This window comes from Streptomyces rimosus (assembly GCF_008704655.1).
Classification (GTDB): Bacteria; Actinomycetota; Actinomycetes; order Streptomycetales; family Streptomycetaceae; genus Streptomyces; species Streptomyces rimosus.
The window spans coordinates 5,911,880-5,936,329 of the sequence record NZ_CP023688.1 but is presented as its reverse complement, the minus strand read 5'-3'; the positions used below and the strand labels follow the sequence as shown (position 1 = coordinate 5,936,329).

Sequence of the window (24,450 nt, the reverse complement as noted above, 5' to 3'; positions counted from 1 at the left end):
GTCGGGCAGCCGGACAGCCCGCGTACCCGTACGGCGATTCCCCCTGTCCAGCCGACAGCCGGCCGCCCCGCCCGCGACCCGCGCCTGATGCCCCGTCAGGCCGCCGTCAGCTCCTGCCGCTGCCGCCCCAGGCCGTCGATTTCCAGCTCCACCACGTCACCGGCGCGCAGATACGGCTTCGGCTCCGGGCAGCCCATCGCCACGCCCGCCGGGGTGCCGGTGTTGATGACGTCGCCCGGGTACAGGGTCATGAACCGGCTGAGGTAACGGACCACTTCGGCCACCGGGAAGATCTGCTCGGCGGTCGTGCCGTCCTGCCGCAGCGTGCCGTTGACCCACAGGCGTACGCCCAGCGCCTGCGGATCGGGCACCTCGTCGGCCGTCACCAGCCACGGGCCCAGCGGGTTGAACGTCTCGCAGTTCTTGCCCTTGTCCCACTGGCCACCGCGCTCGATCTGGAACTCGCGTTCGGAGACGTCGTGCGCGATCGTGTAGCCGGCGACGGCGGCGCGGGCCTCGTCGTCGGTCTCCAGATAGCGCGCGGTACGGCCGATGACGACGGCCAGTTCGACTTCCCAGTCCGTCTTCACGCTGCCGCGCGGCACCAGCACCGGGTCGTGGGGACCCACGACCGTGTCGGGCGCCTTCAGGAAGACGATCGGTTCGGCCGGGACGGCGGCACCGGTCTCGCGGGCGTGGTCGTGGTAGTTCAGCCCGATGCACACGACCTTGCCGATCCGGGCGACGGGCGGGCCGGTGCGCAGCCCGGCCGGGTCCAGGCGCGGCAGCTCACCGGCGGCGGCCGCCGCCCGTATCCGGTCCAGGGCCGGGGCGTCCGCCAGCAGAGCCCCGTCGATGTCCGTGACCAGCGTCGACAGGTCGCGCAGGGCGCCCTGCTCGTCGAGCAGCGCCGGGCGTTCCGTCCCCACCTGACCGACACGCAGCAGCTTCATCGGTACAACTCCCGTGGTCGAAGGGTCGGTCCGGGAGGGCTCTCCCGGACCGGCCGATGGGGACGGCCATCGAGCGATTCGGACGATCGTCCAAGAACGGCGTCCGCTCCGCAAGACCCGGTTCACGTACTGGACCGTTACCCGGCGGTACGGGCCTAGGCCGCGATCTCCTTCTCCGGCGTACGGTCCGCGCCCCCGCCCCGGTGCAGCAGCGCCCGCTCGCACGCCGTCCACGCCGTGGTCGTCACCAGGTAGAGCGCCGCCGCCAGCGGCAGCACCGCGACGCTGATCAGCGTCCCGAAGGACAGCAGCGGCATGACCTTCAGCATCCCGCCGAGTCCGGGCACCGCGCCGTCGGCGGCCGTTCCCCCCTCGGCGCTCCGCGCCATCGTCGTACGCGCCCGCCGGTAGTTCCAGAAGGCGACCGCCGCGGCCAGGGCGAACAGCGCGAGGTAGACCAGCCCGTGCGGCCCGAACGGCCCGCCGTCCGCGAGGGCCTGCGACCAGTGGCCGCCGAGCGGCGCGCCCAGCAGGGTGTGCCCGAGCAGGCCGCTGCCGTCGTTGGTGAACAGGTGGTACATGAGGAAGAAGACGGGCAGTTGCAGGAGCGCCGGCAGGCAGCCGGCCAGCGGCGAGGTGCCGGTCTCGGCGTAGAGCGCGGCCGTCGCCTCCCGCAGCCGCTCCGGGTCCTTCGCGTACTTCCGCCGCAGTTCCGCCAGGCGCGGGGCGTGCGCGGCGCGGGTCTTCTCGCCGCGGGCGGCGGCGCGGGCGAGCGGGTGCAGGGCGGCCCGTACGCACAAGGTGAAGAGGATGATTGCGGCGGCCGTCGCGGAGGCGCCGAAGAGCGGTTCGATGAGGTCGGCGGCCTGGGCCAGCGCGCCGCCCAGGGTGGAGAAAACAGACATGGGTGAGCCCTCCACGGGTCTCGTCGTGCCGGGGAAAAGGTCGGCGTGACGAGCCGCGCGGGGCCGGAGCCCCCGCACAGTGCGAGGTGAAAGGCGCCTACGCGGCCGTCGGGAGGGGACGGCCGGGTGCCCTGGGCCGCGGACGGCCGGCGGCGTCGGGATCGCGCTGCGGCAGGAAGGCCGTACGGCGTTCCCGGTCGCGCAGGGCGGTGCGGACGCGGCCCGGCGGTTCGGGCCGGGCGAGTGCGGCGGCCAGGAAGGCGCGGCACAGCAGCAGCACGGCGGCGGTGGTCGCGGCGGCGGCGAACGCGGGCGCCAGTCCGCTCTGGGCGAGCAGGAACCCGGAGAGCAGGAAGAAGAGCGCGCCCACGTACAGCCGCCAGGCGTCGGCAAAGCGCTGCACCGTGTTCACTCCCTTCCGTACTCGAACCGGCTGTACCGCCGGTGTCCGCCCCAGCGTAACCGCAGCGGCGGCGGGCGGAGCGGCGGCCCCGGAGGGGAGCCCGGGGCCGCCGCGGTCGGGGTGCGCCCGTCACAGCCCGTTGACCCGGGCCTCCCGGGCCATGCCCAGCGGGCGGATGGTGGAGGCGACGGCCCGCGCCCGGCGCCCGGCCCGTGAGCGGTAGCGCCGTACGTGGGCCATCAGGCGGCGGCTGCGCAGCGCCATCTCCAGCTCGAAGCGGGTACGCGGATCGCGCAGCGCGGGGCCGAAGAGCTTCTCGATCTGCCGCAGGCGGTAGCGCACCGTCTGCGGGTGCACCTGGAGCACCTTCGCCGCCTCCGGCGCGCCGCCGCCTTCCAGCCAGGCCAGCAGGGTGACCTCCAGCCGTTCGCTCTGCCGTGGCGTCAGGTCCTCCAGGGGGCTCAGCCAGCGCGAGGAGAGCGCCCGCGCCAGCGATTCGTCCTGGAGGAGGAGCAGCGCCGAGAGGTGGTCGTCGACGAAGGCCGGGCGCGTGTCGGGGCCGCCGCGGCCGGGCGAGAGGGCCAGCAGGGTGCGCGCCCAGCGCAGCGAGGAGGCGGTGTCACCGGCCGGTACGGCGTGCCCGACCGCCGCCGCCCGCCCCTTGAGCGCGGCCTCCAGCCGGGCGCGGGTCTGCGTACCGGGATCGGGCACGAGCAGGCAGGTGTCGCCGTCCACCGTGCCGATCAGGGCGTCCCCGAGGGCGGCGGCCAGCTGGGGCGCCTCGGCGGGCGAGGCGAGGGCGATGGCCTGGACGAAGCTCGGTACGGGCCAGCCGGCGCAGCGGGCCACCTCGCAGAGGGCGACCTCGGAGACGTCCTTGGTTCCGGAGAGCGCGGCGAACAGCTCCCGGCGGGCGGGTGCGACCGGCAGCGGGGTGACGACGAGATCCTTGGAGCGCCGGGCGCGTTCCGCGGTGTCCTGGTAGCCGAGCGCCACCAGCATGGCCTGTTCCACGGCCCAGCGGGCCTCTTCGGCGCCCATTTCCGCGAGAAGTGCGGAAAAGGCGGGAAATCCGCTCCGCAGCTCCTCGGTCACCTTACCGGCGAGCGCCGGGAGTTCCTTCTTCAGAACGCGGGTCCATTCACCGCGGGGGCGTGACCAGATGCGGGTCAGGAGATCACACATCGCTACCTCGTTCCTGGCGTGATGCGGAAGGATTGCGGCCCTGCTGCCCGGCGGCACGGTGCGGACGCGCTCCGGGCGGTGGTCCTGCTTGGAGGGGCACCATCCGGAGTTACCCGCCGTAACTTCGATGCCGGTGCAGGAATTTGTCACAGCGCGATAAACCGCAGGACGCTCCGGCGGGCTTCCGTGATGCTGCTGCACATCCCGATCACTACCGCCCGGTACCTGCCTTTGCGCGGCCCGGCGGGGCAGAGCCACGGAAAACCGTGGCGAATTTCGGTGAATTGCGTACCACGCGAACCGGTTACGGCCGGGCCGTCGCCCGCTCGTACTCCGTACTCGACTCCCCCTCCTCAAGGAGGCCCGATGCCCGCATCCCGTCTGCGGACCGTCCTGCGCCCGGCCCTGCCGGCCGTCGTGCTCCTTTTCCTGGCCGTGGCCACCCATGCCGGCGCGCCCCGGCGCCTGCTGGACTTCCTGGACTTCGGCGCCGGTGTGCTCGCGCTGGTCTCGCTCACCGGCACCGTGCTGTGGGGCCTGGCCGCCACCGACCGGATGCTGCTGCACTCCGGCCACCGGCTGGTCGCCCAGGCCGTGCACCGCGGCACCGGCGTCGCCGGGCTCGGCTTCCTCGCCCTGCACATCGGGGTGAAGGTCGCGCGCGGCCGGGCCGGCGGTACGGCCGTCGTGGTGCCGTTCGCCGACGAAGGCCGCCCGCTGCTCATCGGCCTCGGCACGCTGGCCGGTTACCTGTTCCTCGCGGCGGCGGTGACGGGCGCGGTGCGCGGCGCGTTCACCTCACGCCGCGGGGCGCGGTGGTGGCGGCTGCTGCACATGGGCGCGTACGCGGCGTGGTGCGCGGCGCTGGTGCACGGCCTGAAGTCGGGGCGTCCGGCGGCTGGTTGGGCGACCGCGGCGTACCTGCTCTGTGTGGCGGGCGTCGCGGTGGTGCTCGTGCTGCGGGTGCGGTGGCCGCGGCAGGCCCGGGCCCCGGGCAGCCGGCCATGACGTACCGCTGACGCCCATGCCGTACCGCTACGCGCGAAGACTCCGCCGGTACGCCCGCGGAGCCCACCCCGTACACCCCGGTAACCCACCCCACCTCCGGAGTTCCCCATGACGCTCCTTGCGCCTGCCACCACGATCCCCCTGCCCGCCGTCGGGCGCGCGCCCGTTGTACCGGCGCTCGCCGCGGTCGGGCCGCCCCGGCTGCTGGCCGGGCTGGACGGGGCGGAGCGGCTGGACCGGGTCGCGCACCTCACCCGGCACGGCAGCCCGCCGGATCTGTCCGCGAGCGAGCTGGTGGCGCTGGCCGAGGACACCGGTCTGCGTGGCCGCGGCGGCGCGGGGTTCCCCTTCGCGCGCAAGCTGAGCGCCGTCCTGGAGGGGCGGCGGCGCGCGGACGGGCGCGCCGCCGTGGTCGTCAACGGCAGTGAGGGAGAGCCCGGTTGTCTCAAGGACACGGCGCTGCTGCTGTACGCGCCGCACCTGGTGCTGGACGGCGCGCTGCTGGCCGCGCGGGCGCTCGGCGCCGAGGAGGTCGCGATCGGGGTGACGCGCGCCGACGTGGCCCGTTCGGTGCGCCGGGCGATCGCCGAGCGCGGTCCGCTGTCCACGCCGGTACGGGCACAGCTGCTGAAGGAACGCTTCGTCACCGGCGAGGGCACCGCGCTCACCGACGGCCTCAACCGGGGCCCCGGCCTGCCCTCGGGCCGCAAGGTCCGTTCCAGCGAGCGCGGCCTGAACGGCCTGCCCACGCTGCTGTCCAACACCGAGACGTACGCCCAGCTCGCCGTCGCCGCCCGGCTCGGCGCCCTCGGCTTCCGCACCACCGGCGACCCCGCCGAACCCGGCACCGTCCTGCTGACCGTGTCCGGTGAGCGGGTCGTGGAAGCGCCGACCGGGGTGCCGCTCGCCCGCGTACTGGCCCTGTGCGGGCTCGGCCCTGGCCAGGGCGTACTCATCGGCGGCTACCACGGCACCTGGCTGCCGCCGTCCGCCGCCGCCACGGTCGTCCTCACCCGCGAGGCCCTGGCCGCACATGGCGCGGTGCTCGGGGCGGGAGCGGTGCTGCCGCTGCCGGAGGGGACCTGCCCGGCGGGCGAGACCGTACGGGTCGCGCGCTGGATGGCGGCCGAATCCGCCGGGCAGTGCGGGCCTTGCGTGCTGGGCCTGCCCGCCCTTGCCGATGCCCTTGGCCAGGCGGTGAGCGGCGGCGGTCAGCGCGCGCTGGATGCCGTACGGGCACGGATGCGGGCCGTGGATCGGCGCGGGGCGTGCAGCCACCCCGACGGCACTGCCCGCTTCGTCGCCTCGGCACTGGCCGCCTTCCCCGAGGAGTTCGCCGGGCACGCACACGGCGCCGGGTGCGGCCGTCCGGTGCTCGGCGTACTGCCCGTGACCGGCGAGGAGGCGTACGGGGCCGACAGCGCGCCCGGAACCGGCGGCGGGCGGCACGCCGGTGGCCACACGTCCACGCTCGCGTCCCGGCCCCCCGCCCCCCGCCAACGGCTCCTCGTGGACTGGACGCTGTGCCAGGGCCACGGCCTGTGCGCGGACCTCGTACCCGGCATGGTCCGGCTCGGCGCCGACGGCTACCCGGAGCGCGCCGCCATGCCGCTGCCCGCCCGGATGCGCCGCCGCGCACAGCTCGCCGTACGCCGCTGCCCGGCGCTGGCGCTGCGCATCCAGGACGGCACCTGACCCGAACGGGGGCGTAGCGGACCCCACTTGGGCGCGCTTTCTGTCCCCCGATGACAACTTCCGCCCCGCCTGAACAGCGGCCCCCCACCCCTCGTACCCCGCAGACAGCACACCCCGTACCTCGGAGAACCTCGAAGGAGACCCCCGTGAACCAGCACACGCCCACCGGCACGGCCACCGCCCGCACCGCCCGGACGCCGCGCCCCGCCCGCTGCTCCGACGCCCAGCGGCGGCACGCCGCGCTGGCCGTGACGGCCGCCGCCGTCATGGCGCTCACCACCGCCTGCGGCTCCGGCGGCAGCCCCAACGCCGCGCCGGTGGCCAACGACAAGGCCCAGTCGGCCAGCGGCGGTTCCTCCGGATACGGCTCCGGCTATGGCTCCGGCGACAGCGGTTACGGCGCGAACAAGGGCCAGGCTGGCGGTGACGGCTACGGCTCGTCCGGCGACAGCACCCGGCCCGCCGCGCAGGGCGCCCCCGCCGGGACGCTCGCCCTGCGCCAGTCCCCCGAGCTGGGCCCGGTCGTCACCGACAGCAAGGGCATGACCCTCTACCGCTTCGACAAGGACACCGCCAAGCCGCCCAACTCCGCCTGCTCCGGCGCCTGCGCGACCACCTGGCCGCCGGTGCCCGCCGACGACACCACCGCCGCCTCCGGCATGGCCGCGAGCGCCCTCGGCTCCGTCACCCGCGCCGACGGCAGCAAGCAGCTCACCATCAACGGCTGGCCCGCGTACCGCTACGCCAAGGACACCGCCCCGGGCGACACCAAGGGCCAGGGCGTCGGCGGCACCTGGAACGCGTTCACGCCCGACGGCAAGAAGGCCACCGCCGGGCCCGCCGCCGACGTCTCCGTCTTCGACCAGCCCAAGCTGGGAAAGCTGCTCGTCGACAAGGAGGGCCGGACGGTCTACCGCTTCAACAAGGACAGCGCCTGGCCGATGAAGTTCGGGTGCAACGGCGCCTGCCTGGACACCTGGAAACCCGTCGCGCCCGCCGACAAGAGCAAGCTGAAAGGCGTCCCCGAGAAGCTGATCAGCACCGTCACCCGCCCCGACGGCACCAAGCAGCTGGCAGTCAAGTGCTGGCCGGTCTACACCTTCAGCGGCGACCGGCAGCCCGGGGACGTCAAGGGGCAGGGGAAGATGGGCGCGTGGTTCGCCGTCTCCCCGGAGGGCAAGAAGATCACTTCGCCGGCGACGGGCTGACCTCCGCCGCGCCGTCCCCCGGCGTGCCGCCCGCCCCCGGCCCGTCCTCTCCCGTGTCCAGGTCCGACGCCAGCACCTCGGAGTCCGGCCGGTCGTCCACGGGCCGCGGTCCCAGCCAGGTCACCGCGAGCGCCACCACCAGGTTCACCGCGAGCGCCACGATCCCCGCGTTCATGCCGCCCACCGGGTCGTGCTCGGTGAAGACCAGCCCGCAGACCACCACGAGGCCCACGGCCAGCCCGGCGACCGCCCCGTACAGCGTCAGCCGCCGCCACACCAGCCCCAGCAGAATCATCGGGACCAACTGCGCCATCCCTTCGTACGAGATGAGCGAGAGCCGCACCAGGGTGTTCGGCGCGGTGTACGTCAGCAGCAGCGCCAGCGCGCCCGCCACCACGACGACCACCTGCGACCACAGCTTCTGGCGGTTCGCCAGCCGGGGCACCGCGCCCAGCACGCTCCTCCCCCACATCGTGCCGATGACCAGCATGAACACGGCCATCGGCACGATGGAGGAGAGCGCCGCCGCGACACCGGTCACGCCCACCAGCCAGGCCGGCAGCGAGTCCACCACCAGCTTGAACAGCGCCAGGTTGGAGTCCGCGCCGGTCAGCCCCGGAACCACGAACAGGGCCGCCATGCCCAGCAGCATCGGCACGAACAGCAGCACGTTGTAGAACGGCAGCAGCACCGCGTTGCGCCGCAGGGCGTCGGCGCTGCGCGCGCCCAGATAGCCCGCGACGGTCGTCGGGAAGATGACGACGGTCAGCGAGTTCAGGAGGGAGGTGGTGATGAACCAGCCCTGGTCCAGGCCTCCCGAGTGGTGTCCTGGGAAGGTCAGCCACTGCGGCTTCTCGGCGACGATCCGGTCCAGGAACGGCCCGTACCCGCCGAAGTAGTGCTGCGGAACGTAGACGGCCAGGAACGCCAGCGTCGCGATCACCAGCACGTCCTTGAGCACCGACACCCACGCGCTGCCGCGCAGGCCGCTGACCACGACGAAGAGCGTGGTCACCGCGAAGCCGATGAAGTACGCCCAGTTCAGGCTGATCGCGCCGTAGGAGATGGTGGTGACGACCACGCCCATGCCGGTGATCTGGAGCTGGATGTACGGCAGCAGGCAGACCGTGGCGAGGACCGCCACCGCCGTACCGAGCCAGCGCCGCCCGTAGCGGTGCGCCACCAGGTCGGTGATGCCGACCAGGTTGTGCCGGCGCGCGTACGACCAGAGCATCGGGCCGACCACGAAGCCGACCGCGTAGCCGCAGGACATGTACGCGAGGACGTACAGGACCGGGGCGCCGAAGTTGTAGCCCCAGCCCGCCGCGCCCAGATAGCTGAAGCTGGTGTAGCTCTCGCCCGCCATCAGCACCCAGATGAAGACCGTGCCGAGGCTGCGGCCGCCCACCGACCACTCGGCCAGCCCGCCCTTGCGGCGTCCGCCGCCGCGGACCGCCAGCAGGCCCAGGGCCAGCGTCAGCACCATGAACGCGGCGAAGATGGAGGTCGCGATGGTCGCGTTCACGCCGCGCCCCGCTCTCCGGCCGGGGCGGCGGCCGACCGCCGCGCGGCCCGCTTCCGGTCGCCGCGCCAGGCCAGCCACACCGCGGCGGGTGTCAGCAGGGTCGCGAGCAGCATCCAGAAGACGAGGAAGGGCAGCCCGAGGACGGTCGGCGTCACGCGGTTCACCAGCGGCAGCGCGCCGAGGTAGAGCACATGGGGGACCAGGAGCCACAGCAGCGTGGGACGTTTCAGCACAGCGGGAGAGCCTATCGGGGCAGCGCGCCCGTCAGACGGCCCCACACCACCAGCCGGTACGCCGAGGAGTACTCCGGCGTACACGTCGTCAGCGTCAGATAGGCGCGCGGCTCGGTGTAGCGGTAGGCCGGACGGGCGCTGCTGTACGGGACGGGGGCGATGACCGTGCCGTCGGAGGGCGCGGTGCGCGGCAGGGTCCGGTCGACCGTGTACGTGTAGCGGACGGCCGCGGTGAGCACCTCGACCGTGTCGCCGGGCCGCAGCCGGTCGAGGCGGCGGAACGGCTCGCCGTGCGTGTTGCGGTGCCCGGCCAGCGCGAAGTTCCCCTGCTCACCGGGCTGCGCGGTGTGCGCGTAGTGGCCCGCGTAGCCCTTGTTCAGAACGGCGGTCCTGCTGGTGCCCTCGGCGACTGGGACGGTCAGACCGAGGCGCGGGATACGCAGGATCGCGTACGCGTCGTCCTTGCGCGGGCGCGGCGGGGCCTGTTCGAGGGTGCTGTGGAACTCCTGGCGCATGCGGGTGCGCGGCTGCTCTGGTTCCGGCTGCGTTTTCGCATGCGTTTCGGTTCCGGGCGACGGCCCGGCGGGCGGCGCGCGCCGGGCGTCCCACTGCTGCTCCAGCCGGGTGACCTGGTCGCGGGCGCTCGCCTGTGCCTGCCGGTTGGTCCAGTACAGCTGATGTACGACCAGCAGCAGCACGAGCACGCCGAACGTCACCGCCAGCTCCGCGCCCGCCCACAGCACCCGTACGGCGGGCGGCCGTCGCCGCTGCCCCTGCACCACCACCGGTATCCGCTCGCGCACGCGGGCACGGTAGGGCCTGCGGCGGAAGACTTCCAGAGGCGGCGCCGCGCGCCCTGGCCGATGCCCCGCGCCCCGGTCGGCGCCCCGCGCGCTATCCGCCGAGCAGCCGCGACACCGTGTAGATGCACAGCCCGGCGAGCGCGCCCACGACCGTGCCGTTGATCCGGATGAACTGGAGGTCGCGCCCGATGTGCGCCTCGATCTTCTTCGAGGTGTGCTCGGCGTCCCAGCTCGCCACGGTGTCGGTGATCAGGGAGGTGATCTCGTCGCGGTACGTCGTCACCACGTAGACCGCGGCGCCCTCCAGCCAGCCGTCCACCTTGCCCTGGAGCCGCCCGTCCCCGGCCATCCGCTTCCCCAGCGACAGCAGCGCCGCCCGGGTGCGCAGCCGCAGCTCGCTGTTCTCGTCCTCCGCAGCCGCCACGATCATGGTGCGGACCGAGCTCCACGCCGAGGCGATCAGATCCTGCACCTCACCGCGCCCCAGCACCTCCGACTTCAGGCGCTCGACCCGCTCGCGGGTGTCGGTGTCGGACTGGAGGTCGCTCGCGAAGTCCCGCAGGAAACGGTCCACCGCGCCGCGCGCCGGGTGCTCGGGCATGTCCCGCATCTCGGTGACGAACCGCATCAGCTCCTTGTAGACCCGCTCGCCGACCTTGCGGTCCACGAAGCGCGGCGTCCAGCCGGGCGCGCCACCGGAGACCGCCGTCATCACCGAGTCGCTGTGCTCGGCCAGCCAGTCGTGGGCCCGTACGCAGACCAGGTCCACCACCCGCCGGTGGCCGCCGTCCGCGACGATCTTCTCCAGCATCTTGCCGAGGCCCGGCGCCACCTCCTGCGCGTCGGCGCGCCGGGTGATCGCCTCGCCGACCACCGCCTGTACGTCGGAGTCGCGCAGCACGGTCAGCGCGCCGCGCAGCGCGGTGGACAGCTCCGCCGTCACCCGGTCGGCGTTCTTCGGCTCGGCGAGCCAGGCGCCCAGCCGGCGGCCGATGCCGACCTTGCGCAGGCGCTGCCGTACCACCTCGCCGGACAGGAAGTTCTCGCCGACGAAGTCGCCGAGGCTCACGCCCAGCTGGTCCTTCTTCGTCGGGATGATCGCGGTGTGCGGGATCGGCAGCCCCAGCGGGCGCTTGAACAGCGCGGTCACCGCGAACCAGTCGGCCAGCGCGCCGACCATGCCGGCCTCGGCCGCCGCCGCCACATAGCCCGCCCAGCCGCCCGCCCCGGCGGCCTTCGCCCAGGTGGCGAGGGCGTAGACCAGGGCGACGCCGATCAGCAGACAGGTCGCCAGGGTCTTCATGCGCCGTACGCCGCGCCGCTTCGCCTCGTCAGCGGGGCTGTACGGGAAGCCGCCGGGCGGTACCGGGCCGCGGACCCGGCCGCCGCCCGCGTGCGCGCCGCCGGACGGCGTCCCGCCCGCTCCCGCGGCCGTATCGCCGCCGGGGATCACGTCCGTCTTCATCCGTTCCATCCGTTCCATCCGCTCGCACCCGATCGGACCGTACGTATCGGCGGGTGCCCCGCTCCGTGCCGGTACGTGCGTTCAACTGTGTCCTACTCCGGCCGCGAACCACGAGTTCCCGCGTCCGGTCCACGGGGCCGGGCCGCCGGGCAAAGCGGCGGGCCCGCGTGGCAGCATGAGGAACGGCGGACCACGCCGCCGCTACACGCTGCCCTGTGCCCGCCCGGAGCACCCCGTTCCGCGTCCCCCAGGAGACCGTGCCGCATGTCCAGCAGAGGGGGCCTGCCCGTCGGCGGGCGCCTGTCCGCCAGAGGTGCCCGTGCCCTGATCGCCGGGCTGGTGGCGCTGGCCGCACTGATCACCGCCGTGCTCCTGCTCGTCCCGGGCGGCGACGGCGAGGGGGCTTCCGAGGACGGCAGACCGGGGCCCGCCGCCGAACGGTGGGCCGGTACGTGGTCGGCCGCCGCGGCGGCCGTCGAACCCGGCAACCTCGACGGCTACGCGGGTACGTCCATCCGCAACGTGGTGCACACCAGCATCGGCGGCACCAGCGCCCGTATCCAGCTCTCCAACCTCCTCGGCACCCGCCCGCTGACCATCGGCCACGCCTCCCTCGCCCGCGCCGCGGCACCCGGCACCCCGGCCGCCGCGCCCGGCACCATGCGCCGGCTGACCTTCTCGGGGCGGCCCGGCGTGACCGTCCCGGCGGGCGGCGCGGTCACCAGCGACCCGGTCCGGCTGACCGTGCCGGCCGCCGCCGACCTGCTGGTCACCACCTACTCCCCCGCCCCCTCCGGCCCCGTCACCTGCCACCCGCACGCCCGCCAGACCTCCTACCTGGCGCACGGCGACCGGGCCGCGGACACCACCGGCGCCGCCTACACCAAAAAGGTCACCTCCTGGCGCTACCTGACCGGCGTGGACGTGCGCGGCCCGCACACCGGCGGCACCGTCGTCGCCATCGGCGACTCGATCACCGACGGCAACACCTCCACCCCGGACGCCAACCACCGCTGGCCGGACTTCCTCGCCGCCCGGCTGCGCACCGAGCCGGGCGCGCCCCGTTACGGCGTCCTCAACCAGGGCATCAGCGGCAACCGCCTGCTGACCGACGGCAGCCGCTGGGCGGTCAGCAGCGGACCGAGCGTGCTGTCGCGGCTGGAGCGCGACGTGCTCTCCCGCGCGGGCGTACGGACGGTGATCGTGGAGATCGGCCTCAACGACCTGTTCAAGTCACCGCGCCAACTCGACCCGGAGAAGCTGGCGGACGGCATGCGGGAGATCGAGCGCCGTGCGCGGGCGCGCGGCATCCAGGTCATCGGCAGCACGCTCACCCCGTTCGGCGGGCACCGCGGCTATCGGGCGGAACTCGACTCCGTACGGCAGGCGCTCAACGCGAAGATCCGCGCCGGGGAGGTCTACGAGCGGTACGTGGACTTCGACAAGGCACTGCGCGACCCGGGCAACCCGCTGCGGCTGCGGCCCGCCTACGACTCGGGCGACCATCTGCACCCGAGCGACGCGGGTTACCGGGCGATGGCCGAAGCGGTGGACCTGCGGCAGCTCAAGGGGACGGTGCCGACGGCGCCGTGAGCCGTCCGACAGCACCCGCAGCGCCGCAAACCGTCCGAGGGAACCGGCGGAGCCGTGAGCCGTCTGCCGATACCGGCGACGCCGCGAACCGTCTCCCGGTTCCCGCGGCGCAGTGAGCCGCCTGCCCCGCCCTCAGTCCAGTTCCTTGCGCAGCCGGTCCGGCACCTCGCGCCGGCCCGGCTCCCGCGGAAGCGCCGATTCCGCCCGGCGCTCGCGCTCCAGCTTCAGCCGTTCCTTCTCCCTCTTGGACATCTTGCGCCGGACCCCGACCCCGGCCATCATCGCGAACCCGGTGATCTTCACCCGCGGGGCGCCCGGGTCCCCCGGCTCGCCGTCGCCGTTGTCGAAGCCGCCCATGAAGCCCCAGCCCGTCACCTGCACCTCGACGCCCGGCGGCACCACGACGTCGATGCCGCCCATCAGCGCGAAGCAGCGCACCGTGACCTCACCGGCCTCGAAGTAGGCGTCCCGCAGGTCGATCTCGCCGCCGGCCTGGAACACCCCGGCGGTGAAGACCCGGGGCACCGTCCAGCGCCCCTTGCGCGAGAAGCCGCTCCAGAAGGCGAAGGCGCCGCGGGAGGTCGGCTCGCCGCCGATCCGCTCGCGCCAGGACAGCGCTCCCGAGGTGGCGGCGCGGGTGGCCGCCGTCCGGTCGTCGTGCGGCTGCGGCAGGTCCGCCACCAGCGGCTTCAGCGCGCCGACCGTACGCGCCTGATAGGCCGCGGTCAGCCGCTCGTCGAACTCCGCCATCTCCAGCCGGCCTTCGGCGAGGGCCTCGCGCAGGATCTCGGCGACCCGCTCACGGTCGGCGTCCGATGCGCGCAGATCGGGGAGTTCGTCAGTCATACGTTCAGATTAATGCCTTACGGCGCTCTACTGTCCGCGTACATCCGGGAGATGACATCCTCGATGTCCGGCTCCCGCACCGACAGGTCCACCAGCGGATAGCGCTCCGCCACCGCCGAGACGACCGGCGCCGCGCTCTGCGCCGCGGGGAACGCCAGCCACTGCCGCGGGCCCTCCACCTTGACCGTACGGGCACCGGGCACCCCCTCGATCGGCGGAAGCTCCCGTTCCAGATCCACCACCAGGGTCCGTTCGCCGCGCCCCGCGGCGTGCAGCCCGTCCAGCCCGCCGTCGTACACCAGCCGCCCGTGGTCGATGACCATCACCCGGCGGCACAACTGCTCGATGTCGGTCAGGTCGTGGGTGGTCAGCAGGACCGTCGTGCCGCGCTCCGCGTTCACCTCGCGCAGGAAGCCGCGGACCTTCGCCTTGCTGATGACGTCCAGGCCGATGGTCGGCTCGTCGAGGTAGAGCACCTCCGGGTCGTGCAGCAGGGCCGCCGCGATGTCGCCGCGCATCCGCTGGCCGAGCGAGAGCTGACGTACCGGCACCGGCAACAGCGGGCCGAGGCCGAGCAGTTCGACGCAGCGCTCCAGATTGCGGCGGTAGACCGCCTCCGGCACCCGGTACATCCGCCGCACCAGCTCGTAGGAGTCCTTCAGCGGCAGGTCCCACCACAGCGTCGTCCGCTGCCCGAACACCACCCCGACGCGGCGCGCGAGCCGGGTGCGCTCGCGCGCGGGGTCGATGCCCGCCACCCGCAGCCGGCCGCCGCTGGGCACCAGGATGCCGGTCAGCATCTTGACGGTGGTGGACTTGCCCGCGCCGTTCGGGCCGATGTAACCGACCATCGCGCCGCGCGGCACGCTGAAGCTGATGCCGTCGACGGCCCGCACCTCTTCCCGCACCCGCCGCAGCCGCCCCGCTCTGCGCCGTACGTGGAAGACCTTCTCGACGCCGTCCAGTTCGATGAATCCCGGCTCCGCGCGGCGGTCCGCCGCGTCCCGCTCCGCCTCGCGCCCGGCGCCCGGCGCCGTGTCCCGCGTACCGACTCCCATGCCGCCCCTCAGCTCCCCGTGCTCCGATAGTTGCGCAGGCCCGTCCGCCAGGCCAGCCACGCCAGTACGCACATCAGCGCCGCCACCGCGGGCCCGCAGAAGTCCACCCAGCCCGGCAGCCCGAGCGGGTCGTCGCGGCCCAGCAGGCGCAGCGCGGGCAGCCAGTTGACGAACGCAAGCGGCACGACGAAGGTGACGCCGCGCACCAGGTCCTTGGCGAAGACGGCGGGCGGATACTGAAGCAGCGTCGATCCGCCGTACGTGAAGGAGTTCTGCACCTCCGCCGCGTCCTGGGCGACGAACTGGAACGCGGCGCCGAGCGTGAAGACCGCCCCGAAGATCACCGTGCCGCTCAGCAGCATGAGCGGCACCAGCAGCACCCTGCCCGGCGTCCAGTCCACCTCCACCCGGGTCAGCGACCAGCCCAGCACCAGCGCCGCCTGGGTGATCCTGCCGAGCCGACGCAGCGCGAAGCGGTCCGCCGCGACCTGCGCGAAGACCGGTACGGGGCGCACGAGCAGCACGTCCATCGTGCCGTCGCGGACCCGGGAGCCGAGCCGGTCCATGCTGCCCAGGGCCAGGTCCGCCAGGCCGAGCGCGGCGTTGGACGTGCCGTACAGGAACGCCACCTCGGGCAGCGTGAAGCCGCCGAGGACGGTGATGTGCGAGAACATCAGGAGGATGGCCAGGAAGTCCAGGCCGGTGGCGGCGAAGTGGCCGAGCGCGGTCAGCAGGAAGGACGTCCGGTAGGCGAGCGTGGAACGTACCCACATCGCCGCGATCAGCCCGTACGCCCGCAGCCCCTCCCCGATCCGCACGGCCGCACCGGCCCGTTCCCGTACGGCCGCCCCGGCGCGCACCCGCTCCTCAGCCACCCTGCACCACGACCTTCCGCGTCGCCACGGACTGCAGCAGCCGCCCGGCCGCGAGCAGCACCGCCGCCCACCCCGCCTGGAAGGCCAGCGCCCCCGCGACGCCCGCGCCGTCGTGCACGCCGAGCAGCACGTCGGCGGGCACCTGGAGCATGGAGGACCAGGGCAGCAGCCGGACCACCTCGCCGAAGGCGCCGGGGAAGACGTTCAGCGGCAGCACCATCCCCGAACAGAACATGCACAGCAGCCCGGCGACCATCGAGACGCCCGCGCCGTCCAGCAGCCAGAAGGACGTCAGCGCCACGAGGTAGCGCAGCGCGAAGCCGACGACCACGCCGAGCGCCACCGACAGCAGGAACAGCAGCCAGGTCGCCGCGGAGGCGGGCAGCGCCGAAGGAAAGACGAGCGTGCCCACCGCCATCGGCAGCAGGCCCCGGCCGATCAGCTGGAAGGCGGCCCGCCCGAGGTCGGCGGCCAGCCACCACAGCTGGAGGTCGGCGGGCCGGTGCAGATCGACGGCGATGTCCCCGCTGCGGATGCGCTCCTGGAGGTCGTCCATGCCGCCGCCCATCAGCAGCCCGGTGGCGGCCAGCAGCGCCTGGCCGGTCCAGGCGTAGGTCAGGGCCTGCGGCAGGTCGTAGCCGCCCAGGTGGGGGCGTTCGGTCCACAGGGCGATGTAGGTGTAGGCGATGATGAAGCCGAAGACGGTGTTGGTGAAGACACCGGAGGCGGTGGCGATACGGTAGGTGGCGTAGCGCCGGAAGCTCCGGGCCGCTACGGCGGCGTACAACACGTCCCGTGCCTCCCGTACCCGACCGCGCGCCGGTCCGGCGCGGGCACCGGAGCCTAGTGCGGCGGCGCGGGCCCGGCCACGCATTTATTCACCCGTTCCAGTGAGCCGAGCGCCCCATTCGGCCGGTCACGGAGCGGTCACAGGTGCGCGCCGCCCCTCGTGACCGAAGGGCATGATGCGAGAGTTTCGTATCGGGCGACAGTTCCTTTTCCGGCTATGGGCACGATTCGCCCGACACGTCACCGATCCGCCCGCGGCACAACCGTCGGCGGCGGCCGAGGAGTCCTTACAGACATGAGCGACGATCCGCAGCAGGACGGCAAGGCCGGTCCCCGCGTTCCGAGGTGGGCCGCGCGCTCCAAGGCGCCCTCGACCGGCGGCGACGCGCCGGAGGAGGCCGGGCCCGGCCCTGGTTCCGGCTCCGGCGCCGGCGGGAAGGGTGGCAAGTCCCGCCCCAGGCGCACCGGCTGGCGACGTGTCATCCCCACCTGGCGGATGGTGCTGGGCGGCTTCCTGCTCATCCTGCTGCTGATCGCGGGCGGCCTGGTCGCCGGGTACCTCCTCGTCCCCATCCCCGCCGCCAACCGGGCCGCGCAGGCGCAGAGCAACGTCTACCTGTACGCGGACGGCAGCCAGATCGCCCGCGACGGCAAGGTCAACCGCGAGAACGTCCCGCTCAGCCAGGTACCCAAGACCACCCAGGAAGCCGTACTGGCCGCCGAGGACCGCGACTTCTACTCGGAGTCCGCCGTCGACCCCGTCGCCATGCTGCGCGCCGCCTGGAACACCGTCACCGGCAAGGGCAAGCAGTCCGGTTCGACCATCACCCAGCAGTACGTGAAGAACTACTACCTCGGGCAGGAGCAGACCCTCACCCGCAAGGCCAAGGAGTTCTTCATCGCGATCAAGCTGGACCGCGAGCGCAGCAAGTCCGAGATCCTGGAGGGCTACCTCAACACCAGCTACTACGGCCGCAACGCCTACGGCATCCAGGCCGCGGCGCAGGCGTACTACAGCAAGAACTCCGACCAGCTCACCACCGCCGAGGGCGCCTACCTCGCCACCCTGCTCAACGCGCCCAGCGCCTACGACGTCGCCGCCCACCCGGAGAACCGGCAGCGCGCCCTGGACCGCTGGAACTACGTCCTGGACGGCATGGTCAAGAAGAAATGGATCGGCGAGTCCGAACGGGCGGCGCTGAAGTTCCCCGCCCCGGGCAAGGCCAAGCCGCCGACCGGCCTGTCCGGGCAGCGCGGCTACCTCGTCGAGGCGGTCCGCGACTATCTGACCAAGAACGACATCATCGACGACCGGACACTGGCCGCCGGCGGCTACCGCATCACCACCACCCTCGACAAGAAGCGGCAGGACGCGCTGGTCAAGGCGGTGGACGAGCGGCTGATGGACGAACTGGGCACCTCGAAGGCGGACCGGTACGTACGCGCCGGCGGCACCTCCATCGACCCCGCCACCGGCAACGTCGTGGCCATGTACGGCGGCATCGACTACGCCAAGCAGTACGTCAACAGCGCCACCCGCCGCGACTACCAGGTCGGCTCGATCTTCAAGCCGATCGTCTTCGCCTCCGCGGTCGCCAACAACTCGGTCACCCAGGACGGCCGCAAGATCACCCCGAACACGGTCTACGACGGCACCAACAAGCGCGAGGCCGTCAGCAACGGCCGGGGTACCGGCTTCTCGCCCGAGAACGAGGACGGCCGCTCCTACGGCCCGATCACCGTCACCACCGCCACCGACAAGTCCGTCAACGCCGTCTACGCGCAGATGGGCGTGGACGTGGGGCCGCGGAAGGTCAAGGAGACCGCCATCGACCTCGGCGTCCCCAAGGACACGCCGAGCCTCGGCTCCTCCGAGGGCGCCATCTCGCTCGGCACCGCCACGCCCAGCGTGCTGGACATGACGCAGGTGTACGCGACGCTCGCCAACCACGGCAAGCAGCGCGCGTACAGCCTCGTCTCCAAGGCCACCAAGGGCGGCGAGACCGTCGAGCTGCCGGACCGCGGCGAGAAGACCGCGGTGCCGCGCAACGCCGCGGACACCACCACCTCCATCCTGCGCAGCGTCATCGAGAGCCCCGGCGGCACCGGCGCCGAGGCCCGCGCCGCCGGACGGCCCGCGGCCGGCAAGACCGGCACCGCCGAGGAGGACCGGGCCGCCTGGTTCGCCGGCTACACGCCCGAGCTGGCCACCGTCGTCGCCGTCCTGGGGCAGGACCCGGACTCCGGTGCGCAGAAGCCGCTGTACGGCGCCGCGGGCCTGACCCGTATCAACGGCGGCGGCTTCCCCGCCCGGATCTGGGCCCAGTACACGGCCGACGCCCTGGAGGGGAAGCCGGTCAAGGACTTCGACCTGGACCTGGAGGAGGGCGCGGACCAGCCGCCCTCCCAGGAGCCGAGCACCCCCGGCGAGTCGTCGAGCAGCAGCTCCGCGTCCCCGACCGACAGCGCCCCGCCCACCGGCCCCACCGGCCAGCCGCCGACCACCGGCCCCACCACGGCCCCCGGCCCCAGCCACCCGACGTACCCGACCCACGAACCGACCACCGGCCCCACCGAGGACTGGCCCACCGTGGAACCGCCCACCGGAGGCATCGACGGCGGGACGGGCGGCGGAATGGGCGGCGTCGGCGGAGGCCGGGGCGGGATCGGCGGCGGCGTCGGCGGGGACGGGGGTATGAACGGGTACGCCGGGGCCTATGGGGGGTGGGAGAACTTGCCGGGGATGTGATGGGGGGCGGGGGCGCGGGGCGCGGAGAGCGCGGGCGCGCCCCCGGGCCGGATCAGTGCCCCGACGTCGCCTTCAACCCCACCACCGCCACCAGCAGCAAACAAATGAAGAAGATCCGCGCGGCGGTGGCGGGCTCGCCGAGCACCAGCATGCCCACGATCGCGGCGCCCGCCGCGCCGATGCCGACCCATACGCCGTACGCGGTACCGATCGGCAGCGTCCGGGCGGCGTACGAGAGCAGCAGCATGCTGGCGACGATGCCCGCGCCCGTGAAGACGCTGGGCCACAGCCGGGTGAACCCCTCGGTGAACTTCATGCCGATCGACCAGCCGACCTCCAGCAGGCCGGCGACGACGAGCAGGATCCATGCCATGACGGCACCTCCGTGGAAAACGAGCTTCTACAGGGGTGCGTCGTCTTGTCGTGACCCGGTACGGCGCGTCTCGTCGGGATGCTTCCGACCCTAGCAAAAGGCGAACAAAACGGGCGGTGACCCTGGTCACCGCCCGCCGTCCGCCCACTGCGGCCGCAGCGCTACAGGTACAGCCCCGTCGCGTCCTCGGCCCCCTCCAGGCGCTCCGCCGCCACCGCGTGCAGATCGCGCTCGCGCATCAGGACGTACGCGACGCCGCGCACCTCGACCTCGGCCCGGTCCTCCGGGTCGTACAGCACCCGGTCACCGGGCTCCACGGTCCGTACGTTCTGACCCACCGCGACCACCTCGGCCCAGGCCAGGCGGCGGCCGACGGCCGCGGTCGCCGGAATGACGATGCCGCCGCTGGAACGGCGCTCGCCCTCGGCGATGTCGGTACGGACCAGCACCCGGTCGTGCAGCATCCGGATGGGCAGCTTGTCGTGGGTGTCCTTGGCGTTATTCGGGCTCACGGCAAGACGGTACCTGGCCGCGGGACCGGACAGCGCACGCGCCGGGGACCGGCCCCGGGAGCGGCGGCGTACGGAGCCCTGGGAACGGCTGCGTACGGGCCCTGGGAGCGGCGAGGTCCAAGCCCCTTAGGAGCGGCGAGATCCGGGGCCCTTAGGAGCGCCGAGATCCGGGCCCCTTAGGAGCGGCGGCGCTTCGAGCCCACCACCAGGAGCCCGACGACGGCCACACCGATCATCGCCAGCGGCACCACGCGCTCCAGGCGGGGTGCGCCGTCCTCCGACACGAGCTGGGCGCGGATGTCCGAGACGGCGCGGTTGGCGGCCACGTAGGCCCGCCCCGCCGTACGGTCCACGGCCGCCGCCGTCTTCGCCTTGGCGTCCCCCATGATCGTCTTCGGGTGCAGCCGCACGCCGATCTCGTCCAGCGTCACAGCGAGTTCCTGCCGCCTGCGGACGATGTCCTTCTCGATCTGCGCAGGGGTCCTGGCCTCCGACACCGCGCTGCCTCCGGTCGTCTCGATCCGTCTTCCGTGCGCACAGTCTGTCAGCCCACCGGCCCCGGCGCCCCACAGCACCCCCTTTTCGGGCGGCTCAGTAATCTCGGGACGTAGCGAAAACGGGGGCGCGACCCGCTCGCGCACCCGACCCCGTACGCGATCACCGCGTGCCGCCCCACCCACGCCCCAAGGAGAGCCATGAGCGAGCGACTGCAGCCCGGCGACACCGCCCCCGCCTTCACCCTCCCCGACGCGGACGGCAAGCAGGTCTCGCTCGCCGACCACAAGGGCCGCAAGGTCATCGTCTACTTCTACCCGGCCGCGCTGACCCCCGGCTGTACCAAGCAGGCCTGCGACTTCACCGACAACCTCGACTTCCTGGCCGGCCACGGCTACGACGTCATCGGCATCTCCCCCGACAAGCCGGAAAAGCTCGCGAAGTTCCGCGAGAAGGAGGAACTGTCGGTCACGCTGCTCGGCGACCCCGAGAAGAAGGTCCTGGAGGCATACGGCGCCTACGGCGAGAAGAAGCTGTACGGCAAGGTCGTGACCGGCGTCATCCGCTCCACCGTGATCGTCGACGAGGAGGGCAAGGTCGAACGCGCCCTGTACAACGTGAAGGCCACCGGCCACGTCGCCAAGATCATCAAGGATCTGGGGCTGTAGGGGGCACGTTGGGCCGGATGGGGGGCTGGGGGCGGGCGGGGGTCTGGTCGGGGGCTGGGCGGTCCTGTCGGTCCGGGGCTCGGCTGCCCGATGACTGGCCTCCCCCATCGGTCCGGCAGCCGGGCCCGTCGGTCCGGGGTTCAGCTGCTCTGGCGGGTGGTCCGCCCCGTCCGACCTGGCGCTCGGCCGCTCCGGCGGTCCGGCACCCGGCTGCCCCGGTGACTGGCCCGCCCCATCGGTCCGGCGCTCGGCCGCTCCGGTGACTGAGCCACCCCATCGGTCCGGCAGCCGGGCCCTTCGGTCCGGGGCTCAGCTGCTCTGGCGGGGGTCCGCCCCGTCGGCCTGGCGCTCGACCGCTCCGGCGGTCCGGCACCCGGCTGCCCCGGTGACTGGACCGCCCCACGGCCCGTCAGCCGGGCCCGTCGGCCCGGGGCTCAGCTGCTCTGGCGGGGGTCCGCCCCGTCGGCCTGGCGCTCGACCGCTCTGACGGTCCGGCACCCGACTGCCCCGGTGACTGGACCGCCCCATCGGCCCGGCGCTCGGCCGCTCCGGCGACTGGCCCGCCCCATCAGCCAGCCCGGCACCCGGCCGCTCCGGCCCCGGCGCCCGGCCGCTCCCCACCGGCCCCGCGCCCAGTCGAGCCCCCGGCACCTGACCGCCGCCGCCCCACCCGGCCACCTCCGTCGGCCCGGCACCCGGTCCAGTCCTCGGTGCCTGACCGGGCACCGGCCCCCGGGCCGGCCGAGGGCCTATCTGACCGCCCCGGCCCTCGGCACCTAACCGCCGCTCCAGCCCGGCGTCGGTCCCGGCGCCCGGCCGCTCGGGGTCCTGTCACCTGACCCCTCCGGCCCGTCATCCGGGCCCGGCACCCGACCCGGCCCGCCCGGCCGCCCCGGCCTCCGCACCCGGCCGCCCCGGCCTCCGCCGAACCCTCCCCCTACGACGCCGTCACCGCTCCCCGGTCCCCCACCGGCTCGGTCTCCGCGTCCGTCTCCGCCGGCTCCGGCAGCTCCAGTACCGCTTCCGCACCACCGCCCTCGGCCGCGCCGAAGAGCAGCCGGCCGCCCAGCACCTCCGCCTGACCGGCCGCGATCGTCAGCCCCAGGCCGTGGCCGGTGCCGCGCTCGGGTGCTGCCGTACGGAATCGGCGCGGCCCCTCCGCGCACAGCTCCGGCGGGTAGCCGGGACCGTGGTCGCGTACGACGATCCGGGTGCCCTCGACCCGTACCTCCACCGGCGGCCTGCCGTGCTTGGCCGCGTTCGCCAGCAGGTTCACCAGCACCCGTTCCACCCGGCGCCGGTCGGTCTCCACCACCCGCGCCGGGCCCGCCACGACGATCTCGACGTCCGTGATGCCGCGCACCCGCTCCGCCCGGCCCACGATGCCGCGCACCAGCGACGGCAGGTCCACCGCGTCCAGCTGCGCCGATTCCACGCCCGCGTCCAGCCGGGAGACCTCCAGCAGGTCCTCGACCAGGTTGCGCATGGTCTGCGCCCGGTCCCGTACCAGCTCGACGGCGCGCTCGTGCGGCAGCAGCTCGGCCGCCGCGACCAGCCCGGCCACCGGCGTACGCAGCTCGTGCGCCACGTCCGCGGTGAACTTGCGCTCCGCCTCCACCCGCGCCGCCAGCGATGTCGCCATGTGGTGCACCGAACGGCCCAGCTCGGCCACCTCGTCCCGGCCGGACGCCGCCAGCGCCTCGGCGTCCGGCGGCTCGCCCGCCGCGATCCGGCGCGCCGCCGCGGCGCTGTGCCGCAGCCGCCGGGACAGCCGCTGCGAGACGAACCACGACACGCCGGCCATCAGCACCACCGTGCCGATGCCCGCGATCAGCAGCGCCCGGTCCAGCGCCTCCTGGGCCGGGTCGTTGTCCGGGAACGCCGCCGAGACCGACAGCGTCCGCGGCTGCGCGCCGGTCCTGCCGGACCCGGAATCACCGGTACCGGAATTGCCGCTCCCGGAACCACCGGAACCGGAATCGCCGCTCCCGGAACCGCCGCTCCCGGAATGGCCCTCCGCGACCCCGCCGCCCACGCCGGTCGCCGCCCACACCCGCGGGTCCTCGCCCTGGCTCCGGTACGTACCGGATTTGCCCTCGAGGACCGCGGCGCGCAGCGGTGCCGGCAGCGTCGCGTCGTCCAGCTGGGCGCCCAGCGCCAGCGTGCCGTCCCGCTCGTAGATCTGCAGCGCCGAACTGAGCCGGTCGTCCTGATAGGAGCGCGCCGACCGCTCCCGCTCCGCGTCCGCGATGTGGTGCACCGCGAACCCCAGCACCACCACCGCCAGCGCCGTCACACACGAAATGGCCAGGGCGATCCGGCCTCGGATGCCCATCACGCGAGGTTGTACATCTCCGTCGAGTCACCGAGTGGCGTCGAGCCCTCGTACGTGACCTCCAGCCCCGTGAACGCCCGCGCGCCGTCCACCGTCTTCGCCCCGTACAGCCGGAACGTCGCCGGGAACCCGGCGTCCGTGCCCGCCCCCGCGGCGGCCTTCTCGACCTGCACCACGCCCTTGCCCTCGGCCTCCGCCGCGCCGTACCGCTCCCAAGTGATGCCGGTCGCCACCATGGCGGCGTCCGCGCACGTCAGCGTGATGACCTTCGGCTTGATCTCCGGCTCGCCGAAGCCGCAGTCGCGCACCCCCGGCAGCCCGCCGGTCGCCTTCGCCGCGCCCTTCACGTCCCGTACCGCGGACGTCTTCGGCGCCGCGTCCACCGCCGAAGCGCGGTCCGCCGCCTGGCTGAACCACACGCCGGCCGCCGCCAGTGCGGTGACCGCGGCGAAGGTCGCCAGGGCGGTGCGGCCGCTGAACCGGCGGGCGCCTTCGCGGTCGCGGTCGGTCATGAACTTCTCCTTCCGGGGCGGCGGCCCCGTGCCGACGCGGATCGGGCCACCACGCCGAACGCGTCACGCGCGCGCGGAACAAGGGACACATACGCGAGGTATCCGCAGAGCGAACGGTTCGGAGCATAAGGGCGGTTTCGATACCCGCAACTTTCCCCTCCCCGCCACACAGGCTGATTGCCCGGACGCTGCGGTGACCACTCGGCTTTGTACCAGTCCTGTAACAGCGGCCGTCGCACCCCTGGTGAGAACCAGCCCGAAA

General features: G+C 73.6%; 23 protein-coding genes and 1 riboswitch. Of the genes, 6 read left to right on the top strand and 17 right to left on the bottom strand.

The window, feature by feature from the left end; all coding sequences use genetic code 11:
- Positions 1-95: 95 nt before the first annotated feature.
- The 4 genes from CP984_RS25745 to CP984_RS25730 all read right to left on the bottom strand — a co-directional run bounded on the left by CP984_RS25745 (position 96) and on the right by CP984_RS25730 (position 3,446).
- Positions 96-953, bottom strand: coding sequence for a fumarylacetoacetate hydrolase family protein (locus CP984_RS25745; RefSeq protein ID WP_003984901.1), 858 nt, complete (start codon positions 951-953; stop codon positions 96-98).
- A gap of 155 nt (positions 954-1,108) precedes the next feature.
- Entirely contained in the window at positions 1,109-1,858 is a 750-nt protein-coding gene (locus tag CP984_RS25740; RefSeq protein WP_003984899.1) for a YidC/Oxa1 family membrane protein insertase, read from the bottom strand.
- 97 nt (positions 1,859-1,955) lie between these two features.
- On the bottom strand, positions 1,956-2,261 hold the full coding sequence (locus tag CP984_RS25735; protein WP_030185513.1) for a DUF6412 domain-containing protein: 306 nt from the start codon (positions 2,259-2,261) through the stop codon (positions 1,956-1,958).
- A 129-nt stretch (positions 2,262-2,390) separates the two neighbouring features.
- A complete protein-coding gene (locus CP984_RS25730; protein WP_003984896.1) occupies positions 2,391-3,446 on the bottom strand; it encodes a PucR family transcriptional regulator in 1,056 nt (351 codons plus the stop codon).
- 366 nt (positions 3,447-3,812) lie between these two features.
- On the opposite strand from CP984_RS25730, the gene CP984_RS25725 reads away from it, so the two are divergent.
- From CP984_RS25725 to CP984_RS25715, 3 genes are all read left to right on the top strand, one after another.
- Complete coding sequence (locus CP984_RS25725; RefSeq protein WP_003984895.1) at positions 3,813-4,454, top strand: hypothetical protein; 642 nt, start codon at positions 3,813-3,815, stop codon at positions 4,452-4,454.
- Between the two features lie 108 nt (positions 4,455-4,562).
- Complete coding sequence (locus CP984_RS25720) at positions 4,563-6,149, top strand: NADH-quinone oxidoreductase subunit NuoF family protein (RefSeq protein WP_030185512.1); 1,587 nt, start codon at positions 4,563-4,565, stop codon at positions 6,147-6,149.
- A gap of 146 nt (positions 6,150-6,295) precedes the next feature.
- Entirely contained in the window at positions 6,296-7,357 is a 1,062-nt protein-coding gene (locus CP984_RS25715) for an SCO0930 family lipoprotein (RefSeq protein WP_003984893.1), read from the top strand.
- On the opposite strand, the gene CP984_RS25710 is transcribed toward CP984_RS25715, so the two are convergent.
- The 4 genes from CP984_RS25710 to CP984_RS25695 all read right to left on the bottom strand — a co-directional run bounded on the left by CP984_RS25710 (position 7,335) and on the right by CP984_RS25695 (position 11,401).
- Positions 7,335-8,882, bottom strand: coding sequence for a sodium:solute symporter family protein (locus tag CP984_RS25710; protein WP_003984892.1), 1,548 nt, complete (start codon positions 8,880-8,882; stop codon positions 7,335-7,337). The genes CP984_RS25715 and CP984_RS25710 overlap by 23 nt on opposite strands.
- Positions 8,879-9,115, bottom strand: a complete 237-nt coding sequence (locus CP984_RS25705) for a DUF3311 domain-containing protein (protein ID WP_003984891.1) — start codon at positions 9,113-9,115, stop codon at positions 8,879-8,881. Before CP984_RS25705 ends, CP984_RS25710 begins: the two co-directional genes overlap by 4 nt.
- Positions 9,116-9,126: 11 nt before the next feature.
- Positions 9,127-9,918 (bottom strand): class E sortase, encoded by a 792-nt coding sequence (locus tag CP984_RS25700; RefSeq protein WP_030185509.1) that lies wholly within the window; start codon positions 9,916-9,918, stop codon positions 9,127-9,129.
- Between the two features lie 91 nt (positions 9,919-10,009).
- Positions 10,010-11,401: a DUF445 domain-containing protein gene (locus tag CP984_RS25695; protein ID WP_003984889.1), complete on the bottom strand. Its 1,392-nt coding sequence runs from the start codon at positions 11,399-11,401 to the stop codon at positions 10,010-10,012.
- A gap of 246 nt (positions 11,402-11,647) precedes the next feature.
- On the opposite strand from CP984_RS25695, the gene CP984_RS25690 reads away from it, so the two are divergent.
- A complete protein-coding gene (locus CP984_RS25690) occupies positions 11,648-12,976 on the top strand; it encodes an SGNH/GDSL hydrolase family protein (RefSeq protein ID WP_003984888.1) in 1,329 nt (442 codons plus the stop codon).
- 132 nt (positions 12,977-13,108) lie between these two features.
- Here CP984_RS25690 and CP984_RS25685 read toward each other — a convergent pair whose 3' ends face one another.
- From CP984_RS25685 to CP984_RS25670, 4 genes are read right to left on the bottom strand one after another with little or no spacing between them, the layout of a single operon-like run.
- Positions 13,109-13,822 (bottom strand): DUF1707 domain-containing protein, encoded by a 714-nt coding sequence (locus CP984_RS25685; RefSeq protein ID WP_003984887.1) that lies wholly within the window; start codon positions 13,820-13,822, stop codon positions 13,109-13,111.
- Positions 13,823-13,839: 17 nt separating this feature from the next.
- Complete coding sequence (locus tag CP984_RS25680) at positions 13,840-14,880, bottom strand: ABC transporter ATP-binding protein (RefSeq protein WP_003984886.1); 1,041 nt, start codon at positions 14,878-14,880, stop codon at positions 13,840-13,842.
- An 8-nt stretch (positions 14,881-14,888) separates the two neighbouring features.
- Positions 14,889-15,755, bottom strand: a complete 867-nt coding sequence (locus tag CP984_RS25675) for an ABC transporter permease (protein ID WP_371281916.1) — start codon at positions 15,753-15,755, stop codon at positions 14,889-14,891.
- Positions 15,748-16,545, bottom strand: a complete 798-nt coding sequence (locus CP984_RS25670) for an ABC transporter permease (protein ID WP_003984884.1) — start codon at positions 16,543-16,545, stop codon at positions 15,748-15,750. The genes CP984_RS25675 and CP984_RS25670 overlap by 8 nt, the downstream gene beginning before the upstream one ends.
- 294 nt (positions 16,546-16,839) lie before the next feature.
- Here CP984_RS25670 and CP984_RS25665 point away from each other — a divergent pair, with 294 nt between their 5' ends.
- Entirely contained in the window at positions 16,840-19,293 is a 2,454-nt protein-coding gene (locus CP984_RS25665) for a transglycosylase domain-containing protein (RefSeq protein ID WP_003984883.1), read from the top strand.
- Positions 19,294-19,345: 52 nt separating this feature from the next.
- Here CP984_RS25665 and CP984_RS25660 read toward each other — a convergent pair whose 3' ends face one another.
- The 3 genes from CP984_RS25660 to CP984_RS25650 all read right to left on the bottom strand — a co-directional run bounded on the left by CP984_RS25660 (position 19,346) and on the right by CP984_RS25650 (position 20,675).
- Complete coding sequence (locus CP984_RS25660; RefSeq protein WP_003984882.1) at positions 19,346-19,666, bottom strand: DMT family transporter; 321 nt, start codon at positions 19,664-19,666, stop codon at positions 19,346-19,348.
- A gap of 34 nt (positions 19,667-19,700) precedes the next feature.
- Positions 19,701-19,766: riboswitch (guanidine-III (ykkC-III) riboswitch) on the bottom strand.
- A 61-nt stretch (positions 19,767-19,827) separates the two neighbouring features.
- Positions 19,828-20,130, bottom strand: coding sequence for a GroES family chaperonin (locus tag CP984_RS25655; protein ID WP_176564603.1), 303 nt, complete (start codon positions 20,128-20,130; stop codon positions 19,828-19,830).
- 224 nt (positions 20,131-20,354) lie between these two features.
- A complete protein-coding gene (locus CP984_RS25650) occupies positions 20,355-20,675 on the bottom strand; it encodes a DUF3618 domain-containing protein (protein WP_003984880.1) in 321 nt (106 codons plus the stop codon).
- Positions 20,676-20,873: 198 nt separating this feature from the next.
- Here CP984_RS25650 and bcp point away from each other — a divergent pair, with 198 nt between their 5' ends.
- Positions 20,874-21,341 (top strand): thioredoxin-dependent thiol peroxidase, encoded by a 468-nt coding sequence (gene bcp, locus CP984_RS25645; protein WP_003984879.1) that lies wholly within the window; start codon positions 20,874-20,876, stop codon positions 21,339-21,341.
- 937 nt (positions 21,342-22,278) lie between these two features.
- Here the strand turns inward: bcp and CP984_RS25640 are convergent.
- Positions 22,279-23,676 carry a sensor histidine kinase gene (locus CP984_RS25640; protein WP_003986012.1) on the bottom strand — a complete coding sequence of 466 codons (1,398 nt, stop codon included), beginning with the start codon at positions 23,674-23,676 and terminating at the stop codon, positions 22,279-22,281.
- On the bottom strand, positions 23,676-24,188 hold the full coding sequence (locus tag CP984_RS25635; protein ID WP_003986013.1) for a hypothetical protein: 513 nt from the start codon (positions 24,186-24,188) through the stop codon (positions 23,676-23,678). Before CP984_RS25635 ends, CP984_RS25640 begins: the two co-directional genes overlap by 1 nt.
- Between the last annotated feature and the right edge of the window lie 262 nt (positions 24,189-24,450).

Excerpts from the sequence above, each read along its gene's own strand:
- CP984_RS25685 (WP_003984887.1), bottom strand. The coding sequence starts at position 13,822 with ATGACTGACGAACTCCCCGATCTGCGCGCATCGGACGCCGACCGTGAG.
- CP984_RS25720 (WP_030185512.1), top strand. The coding sequence starts at position 4,563 with ATGACGCTCCTTGCGCCTGCCACCACGATCCCCCTGCCCGCCGTCGGG.
- CP984_RS25635 (WP_003986013.1), bottom strand. The coding sequence starts at position 24,188 with ATGACCGACCGCGACCGCGAAGGCGCCCGCCGGTTCAGCGGCCGCACC.
- CP984_RS25680 (WP_003984886.1), bottom strand. The coding sequence starts at position 14,880 with ATGGGAGTCGGTACGCGGGACACGGCGCCGGGCGCCGGGCGCGAGGCG.
- CP984_RS25655 (WP_176564603.1), bottom strand. The coding sequence starts at position 20,130 with ATGCTGCACGACCGGGTGCTGGTCCGTACCGACATCGCCGAGGGCGAG.
- CP984_RS25665 (WP_003984883.1), top strand. The coding sequence starts at position 16,840 with ATGAGCGACGATCCGCAGCAGGACGGCAAGGCCGGTCCCCGCGTTCCG.
- CP984_RS25690 (WP_003984888.1), top strand. The coding sequence starts at position 11,648 with ATGTCCAGCAGAGGGGGCCTGCCCGTCGGCGGGCGCCTGTCCGCCAGA.
- CP984_RS25740 (WP_003984899.1), bottom strand. The coding sequence starts at position 1,858 with ATGTCTGTTTTCTCCACCCTGGGCGGCGCGCTGGCCCAGGCCGCCGAC.
- CP984_RS25640 (WP_003986012.1), bottom strand. The coding sequence starts at position 23,676 with ATGGGCATCCGAGGCCGGATCGCCCTGGCCATTTCGTGTGTGACGGCG.
- CP984_RS25730 (WP_003984896.1), bottom strand. The coding sequence starts at position 3,446 with ATGTGTGATCTCCTGACCCGCATCTGGTCACGCCCCCGCGGTGAATGG.
- CP984_RS25695 (WP_003984889.1), bottom strand. The coding sequence starts at position 11,401 with ATGGAACGGATGGAACGGATGAAGACGGACGTGATCCCCGGCGGCGAT.
- CP984_RS25660 (WP_003984882.1), bottom strand. The coding sequence starts at position 19,666 with ATGGCATGGATCCTGCTCGTCGTCGCCGGCCTGCTGGAGGTCGGCTGG.
- bcp (WP_003984879.1), top strand. The coding sequence starts at position 20,874 with ATGAGCGAGCGACTGCAGCCCGGCGACACCGCCCCCGCCTTCACCCTC.
- CP984_RS25725 (WP_003984895.1), top strand. The coding sequence starts at position 3,813 with ATGCCCGCATCCCGTCTGCGGACCGTCCTGCGCCCGGCCCTGCCGGCC.
- CP984_RS25745 (WP_003984901.1), bottom strand. The coding sequence starts at position 953 with ATGAAGCTGCTGCGTGTCGGTCAGGTGGGGACGGAACGCCCGGCGCTG.